We start from the raw sequence: 7,587 nt of genomic DNA, 5'->3' as shown, positions 1-7,587 counted from the left end.
GAATAAACTTGGGAGAAGATTCTGTTCTCGGTTTTCATCTTGTAGGGATTCTTGCTTTTTCCCTATCTACCCAGATATTTTTCTTTTTGGCAACCCTTGTCTTGTCAGGTTTTGACCCACTTGTGTCCGTCAGTCAGGGTACCCATTGAATCACTACAGCCTTCCTTTTGGATTAATGGCTCATTTCAATTTACTTCCCGTCCCCAAGGTTTAACGGCAGCTTTTTGGCAAGGTAACGCTCAACTAAGAGTTGGAGATTTTAATGGAGATGGGAAGGATGATATTGTAAATTTGCAACCTGATGGGAACAACTGGGTTGCTTTATCTAATGGTAATAATACCTTTCAATTCGTTAGTCGTCCCCAAGGTTTAACAGCAGCTTTTTGGCAAGGTAACGCTCAATTAGGAGTTGGAGATTTTAATGGAGATGGGAAGGATGATATTGTAAATTTGCAACCTGATGGAAATAATTGGATTGCTCTATCTAATGGTAATAATACTTTTCAATTCGTTAGTCGTCCTCAAGGTTTAACAGCAGCTTTTTGGAAGTGGAACGCTCAATTAAGAGTTGGAGATTTTAACGGAGATGGGAAGGATGATATTGTTAATTTACAACCTGATGGCAATAACTGGCTTGCCTTGTCTAATGGAAATAATACTTTTCAATTTACCTACCGTCCTCAAGGTTTAACAGGAGGATTTTGGCAAGGTAACTCTCAACTACAAGTTGGAGATTTTAATGGAGATGGGAAGGATGATATTGTTAATTTACAACCGGACGGTAATAACTGGATTGCTCTATCTAATGGGAATAATACTTTTCAATTTACTTACCGTCCTCAAGGTTTAACAGCAGCTTTTTGGCAAGGTGCTGCTCAACTAAGAGTTGGAGATTTCAACAAAGATGGGAAGGATGATATTGCCAATTTACAACCTGATGGTAATAATTGGCTTGCCTTATCTAATGGTAATACATTTCAATTTGTTAGTAAGCCGGAAGGTTTAACAGCAGCTTTTTGGCAAGGTGCCGCTCAACTACAAGTTGGAGATTTTAATGGAGATGGGAAGGATGATATTGTAAATTTACAACCTGATGGTAATAACTGGCTTGCTTCACCTTATAGTGAAACTTTGGGAAATGACCTTTGGAAAGCAAAATATTTTTATACTACTGTTTCTAACACAAAAGACAGAAATAACCTTTATCAATATCGTTTAGGAGACGGAAATACCACCATTTATGATGTCGGTACTTATGGAGGAACAACCCGTGATGGTGGTGTGGATATCCTAGAATTTGGACAAAATATTACCCTTGACTCCCTCAAACTCAAACTAGACAATAATAACCTCATTGTCACCGTTAAAGACACCAATACCATCACCATTCAAGACTGGTTAAAACCCCAAAGTCAAATCGAAGCCTTCCGCCTTTCCGATGGCAAAGAATACACCGTCACCCTTACCCTTGATAGTTCCGTTGCTTTACAACCCCTACTAGGACAGAGCGAATACACTCCTGATACAACCCAATTACCTAGCCAATATAGCTTCAGTCCCTATAAACTGGCAGTAGTTGACCTCACAGGCGACGGAATCCGCCTTATCTCCGCCGCAGATTCCCTTACTCAATACGACATCGATACGGATACTTACCCCGAACAAATGGGATGGGTTGCGCCTACCGATGGTTTCCTTGTTCGAGATGTCAACAAAGACGGTTACATTACCACTCTTAACGAATTTTTCTCCTTAACCGCTCAAAGCAATGTTACCCAATTATCTACTCTCGATAGCAACAAAGATGGGTTAATTAATGCTAGTGATACTCTTTTTGATGAATTGCGTACTTGGACAGATACTAACCTAAATGGACAAGTAGATTTAGGAGAATTAGCCGCACTTTATCGCTACGGAATTAATAACATTTCCGTCACACCCCAAACCAAAGATTATACTGTTGCCGGGAACAAAATCACCGCCTCTGCTTATTTTACCCGTGTTGGTTATGATATTCGTTCCACTGCAAAACTATACGATGTTCAATTTGCCTATGATCCTAATGGTGTCATTCTTGAACAAATGGGTAACGGTGTATCTCGATTTAACTATGAAAACAAACCAGATATTATTTTTGCTGATGATTCCACTCAAAATATTAACCTAACCATCGATCCTAATGATACTTATTCTGCCACAGGTGGCACGGGTAATGACATCTTAATGGTTAAATTAGGTAGCACTAAAGGTGCAGTTCTCAGTGGTGGGGATGGTAACGATAAATTAACGGGTGCAGATGGTAACGATATTCTAGCAGGTGGGGCAGGAAATGATACTATTGATGGCAGTGCAGGAGATGATTTAATTACCATTGATAAAGACGACAATCTTAATAATATTAAAGGGGGAACAGGATTTGATGTCTTAGTCATTGAAGGAGATGGAGATGTTAACCTTATCCTTGACAATCTCGGTGTTGAGGTTGTCAATGGCAATAAAGGCAACAACAATCTTAAGGCAATTGGCTCTCAAAATGTTATCATCTCTGGCGATGCTGGCAATGATACTATTATAGGGGGTACAGGAAGCGATCGCTTAGAAGGCAATACCGGAAATGATGTAATTAATGGTAGTGAAGGAAGCGACATTATTGATGGTGGAGAAAACGATGATATTCTTACAGGAGTTAACCCCCAAAGTACCACCCCCGGAAAAGGTGAAATTGATACTTTTACAGGGGGAACAGGACGAGATAAATTTATTCTTGGTGATAAAACTTGGAGCGGTTATGATGATGGTAATACAACCTCTGCTGGCAACAATGATTACGCCTCAATAACTGATTTTAACCCCAAGGATGATATTATTCAGCTTAAGGGTTCAAGTAGTAACTATCTGTCAACGGTTTCTGGTACTAATACCAATCTTTATATTAATAAACCTGGAACCGAACCCGATGAATTGATTGCTATTATCCAAAACCGCACAGGCTTAAGTTTAGCTGGTAATTATTTTAGTTATTTTATTCCCAATGCTGCCCCGACTAATTTAACTTTATCTAACAGTAATATCGCCGAAAATCAAGCAATTGGTACTGTTATTGGTAACTTCACTACTACTGACCCTAATACGGGCGACACATTCACTTATAGCTTAGTGTCAGGAACAGGTTCAACCAATAATAGTTTATTTGCCATCCAAAACAATCAACTCAAAACTAATGCCGTATTCGACTATGAAACAAAGAATGATTACAGCATTCGAGTTCGTACCACAGATCAAGATGGGTTATCTTATGAGAAAGCTTTAACTATTAATGTTACTAATATTTATGAACCTCCCACATTAGTTGGAAAATATGATACTCCTGGATCGGCTTTCGGTGTCCAAGTAGTGGACAATGACGCTTATGTTGGTAATTTTGGTTCAGGACTTGAAATTATTGACATTAGTAACCCCACTAACCCTACTCTCAAGAGTAGTTATAATTACAATAATAACTATGTGGGTTACTATGGTATGAGAGTACAAGTAGTAGGAAAATATGCTTATATAGCTGATGGTTATTCAGGGCTTCAAATTATCGACATCACTAATCCAAGCAATCCTATTCTTAAGGGAAGTTACGATACGAGTGGCTTTGCTCAAGGAGTACAAGTAGTCAGCAACTATGCCTATATTGCCGATCAACGTTCAGGACTACAAATCGTCGATATTACCAATCCTACTAAACCAACTTTCAAAGGTAATTATGATACGAGTGGCTGGGCTTATAATTTACAAATAGTGGGCAACTACGCTTATGTTGCTGCTGGTGGTTCAGGATTGCAAATCATCGACATTACTAATCCAGCTAAACCAACCCTTAAGGGTAATTATGATACCAGTGACTCGGTTTTTGATGTACAAGTAGTCGGAAACTACGCTTATATTACTGATAGTGATTCAAAACTGCAAATTATTGACATCACTAATCCTACTAATCCCACTCTTAAGGGCAGTTATGCTATTCCTGAGCATATTTTTGGTTCCAATTTTGCTCAGAGTGTACAAATAGTAGGAAACTATGCTTATGTGACTCTTGTTTTCTCAGGATTGCAAATCATCAACATCAGTAACCCAGCTAACCCTACCCTTGTAGGCAGTTATTTAAAGAGCTTTGTTTTTGATGTGCAAGTAGTCGGTAACTACGCTTATGTGACTGATAATACTACAGGTTTAAATATTATTGACGTGAGTGAGTTTAATAGTCCATTGTCTCCCAGTATTGCTCTTGCGGTTTCTGCTAGTAGTGTTAGTGAAGATGGGACAACTAACTTAGTCTATACCTTCACCCGTAACGGAGTAACAACAAATCCCCTAACCGTCAACTATACAGTCGGAGGGACAGCTACCTGGCTCTTCTCGACTTTGTGTGATAATTTTTGCTTATGGAATCGTGAAAGGCTTACTGGGCAAGACTTTTAGGACTATTTTGCGGATATTCTATCAGTATAGACCTCGTTTCCACACAGAAACCAGAAGAGCCGCTACCTTTAATACAGATTACAGTCAAATCGGTGCAGCCAGTTTCACCGCAACGACAGGGACAGTGACTTTCGCGGCTAATTCACCGACAGCTACTGTAACAATTGACCCGACTGCTGATACCACATTTGAAACTGATGAAACCGTTGCTTTAACTCTTGCTTCTGGGACAGGTTATACAGTAGGTACTCCTGACGCAGTTACCGGGACAATTACCAATGATGATTTACCTAGTATCACTCTTGCTATCTCTCCCAGTAGTGTTACCGAAGATGGGACAAGCAATCTCATCTACACTTTCACCCGCACAGGAGATACAACTAATCCCTTAACCGTCAACTATACAGTTGAAGGGACAGCAACCAATGGAAGCGATTACACTTTACTTCCCACCAGCGTCACCTTTGCTGCTAATTCAGCGACTGCTACCGTCACCGTTGACCCTACTGCTGACACAATAGTAGAAAGTAACGAAACCGTCATTTTAACCCTTGCTTCTGGGACAGGTTATACCGTAGGTACTCCCAACGCAGCTACGGGAACAATTACCAATGATGATACCAGTGTCACCCTAGCAGTTTCCCCCGCAAGCGTCACCGAAGATGGGACAACAAATCTGGTTTATACCTTCACCCGCAACGGAGTAACCACTAATCCCTTAACCGTCAATTACACCCTGGGAGGGACAGCGACTCTTAATACCGACTACACTCGTACAGGGACTAACAATACAGTCACCTTCGCTGCTGGTTCATCCACTGCTACCGTAACAGTTGACCCCACTGCTGACACAACAGTTGAATCTGATGAAACTGTTGCTTTAACCCTCGCTGCGGGGACAGGTTATACAGTAGGTACTCCCAACGCAGCCACGGGAACAATTACCAATGATGATACCAGTGTCACCCTAGCAGTTTCTCCCAGTAGTGTTACTGAAGACGGGACAACAAATCTGATTTATACCTTCACCCGTACCGGAGTAACCACTAATTCTTTAACTGTCAACTATACAGTTGGGGGGACAGCAACCAATGGAACCGATTACACTTCTATCCCCACCAGTGTCACCTTTGCTGCTGGTTCAGCGACTGCGACGGTAATCGTTGACCCCACTGCTGATACCACAGTTGAAAGTGATGAAACTGTTGTTTTAACTCTCGCTTCAGGAACAGGTTATACGGTTGGTACAACCGCAGCCGTCACGGGAACTATTACTAATGATGATAATTCCGGTAATAACCCTTATATTCTAGGTGGATATATAGGCTCTTGGAATCTTAACTCCAATACACCTATAGATGCTACATTTAATAAACTTACACATTTGTTCTACTCATTTGCTGATGTCACTTCAAATGGTACGGTTCAACTACCTCAAGATGGAACAGGAACAGGTGACATCGCTAAACTTCAACAAATTAAAGCTCAAAATCCCAACCTGAAAATAATGCTTTCCATTGGCGGTGGAACAGAGAATGATTTCTCCTCTGCTGCTGCTACGGTGCAGTCTAGGGCAAACTTTGCTCAGTCTGCTATCCAACTAATGAAGACTAATGGATTTGATGGTCTAGATATTGACTGGGGGTATCCTGAAGCAAATGAGGATAATAATTACATCCAATTGCTGGCACAATTGCGCCAACAAATCAATCAAGCATCTCAAAATGATGACAAGCAATATCTTCTCACTACAGCCCTTTCTGGTTCTCCTTACATCTTATCTGCATCTGATTATGGAAGCAACCCTTACGATTTCAGCCCACAAGATTTGAAAGCAACTTCCGATTATGTGGACTTTATCAATGTCATGTCTTATGACTACCACGGACCTTGGGAGAACACAACAAATCATCAGTCAGCTTTGTATAAAAGCACCAATGACAACACCTACAACGCGGCTAAAGTAAATACTAATTGGGCGATTCAACACTATCTAAGTGCTGGTGTTCCAGCTACAGATATTGTATTAGGCGCTCCACTTTATGGGCGCACCTGGACTGGAGTTAACGCTGGTAGCAACAATGGGCTGTTCCAGCAGGGTACTGGTAGCTCTGAGCTCACATATAGGGAGCTTTATAATCTATTGGGGACAAATGGCTATCAATCTTTCTGGGATAATAGCGCCAAAGTTCCCTATATTTATAGTTCTCAAACAAAGGTGTTTAGCACCTACGAAAATAACCAATCAATTTTGGGGAAAACTGATTATGTCAAACAACTTGGAATCGGTGGTGCATTCTTCTGGGAAATTACTCAAGATTTGCCCATAACTCATAGTGATTCTTTAATCAATGCTGCGGCTACAAATTTGGGAATTAATAATGTTGTTTTACCCACCATTACCCTAGCGGTATCACCCAGTAGCGTATTAGAAAACGGACTTAACAACCTGATTTACACTTTTACCCGCACAGGAGCAACAACCAACGCCTTAACAGTCAACTATGGTATTACTGGTACTGCTGACAGTAGCGACTATACAGGTGCAACACCCGGAACCGGAAAAACCATCACCTTTGCTGCCAGTGCAAGTACAGCCACTCTCATTATTGACCCCACTGCGGATACCACAGTTGAACCCGATGAAACTGTCATTTTAACCCTCGCGACCGGGACAGGTTATACAGTAGGTACGACTACTCCAGTGACGGGGACAATTACCAATGATGATACCAGTGTCACCCTAGCAGTTGCTCCCAGTAGTGTTACTGAAGATGGGACAACAAATCTAGTCTATACCTTCACCCGTAACGGAGTAACCACTAATCCCTTAACCGTCAATTACACCCTGGGAGGGACAGCTACCCTTAATACCGACTACACTCGTACAGGGACTACCAATACAGTCACCTTCGCTGCTGGTTCATCCACTGCGACTGTAACAGTTGACCCCACTGCGGATACCACAGTTGAACCCGATGAAACTGTCATTTTAACCCTCGCGACCGGGACAGGTTATACAGTAGGTACGACTACTCCAGTGACGGGAACAATTATCAATGATGATACCAGTGTCACCCTAGCAGTTGCTCCCAGTAGTGTTACCGAAGACGGGACAAC

2 protein-coding genes are annotated in these 7,587 nt (G+C 41.4%); both read left to right on the top strand.

The window, feature by feature from the left end:
- Nucleotides 1-96 precede the first annotated feature (96 nt).
- Nucleotides 97-4,467: an FG-GAP-like repeat-containing protein gene (locus O9295_RS14540; protein ID WP_288033497.1), complete on the top strand. Its 4,371-nt coding sequence runs from the start codon at nucleotides 97-99 to the stop codon at nucleotides 4,465-4,467.
- Nucleotides 4,439-7,587, top strand: a 3,149-nt coding sequence (locus O9295_RS14535; RefSeq protein ID WP_288033496.1) for a glycosyl hydrolase family 18 protein, incomplete at its 3' end; no start/stop codon positions are given. The genes O9295_RS14540 and O9295_RS14535, both read left to right, overlap by 29 nt.

Source organism: Microcystis sp. LE18-22.4A (assembly GCF_027531105.1).
Taxonomy (GTDB): domain Bacteria; phylum Cyanobacteriota; class Cyanobacteriia; order Cyanobacteriales; family Microcystaceae; genus Microcystis; species Microcystis aeruginosa.
Note: the sequence above shows the minus strand (reverse complement) of the source record. Positions and strands in the feature narration are given on the sequence as shown.